This is a genomic window from Helicobacter didelphidarum, from assembly GCF_003364195.1.
GTDB lineage: Bacteria > Campylobacterota > Campylobacteria > Campylobacterales > Helicobacteraceae > Helicobacter_A > Helicobacter_A didelphidarum.
In genome coordinates, this window is the sequence record NZ_NXLQ01000247.1 from 1 (window position 1) to 309 (window position 309).

At 34.6% G+C, this 309-nt stretch carries 1 pseudogene; it reads left to right on the forward strand.

Annotation, left to right across the window (positions count from 1 at the left end):
• A pseudogene (locus tag CQA53_RS12135) lies at window positions 1-309 on the forward strand (hypothetical protein); the annotation flags it as partial.

A 309-nucleotide genomic window follows, 5' to 3' on the forward strand; every position in this document is an offset into this window, starting at 1 on the left:
CTACCAACTACAGAAGTGATAAAAATGGATATTTCAGAAGAGACGAGCAAATATGTAACAGATATTTATCATCAAACAAATAGCATTATACAATCTTCCCCCTATGCCAACTACAAACCCAACTACCTAGACCCTAACTACTACACAGGGCAAAAGTCTCATCTCTCAGAGTTTAAAGCAATCCAAAAGCTTTATTATAAAGACCCTATTAAAGGAGCTATAGCTCCTTGGACAAAAGCAGAAAAAGCGTATTATGAATCTCTAAAGACAAAAAGAGAAAGATATAAATACCTAGTCATTAGAAGTGGT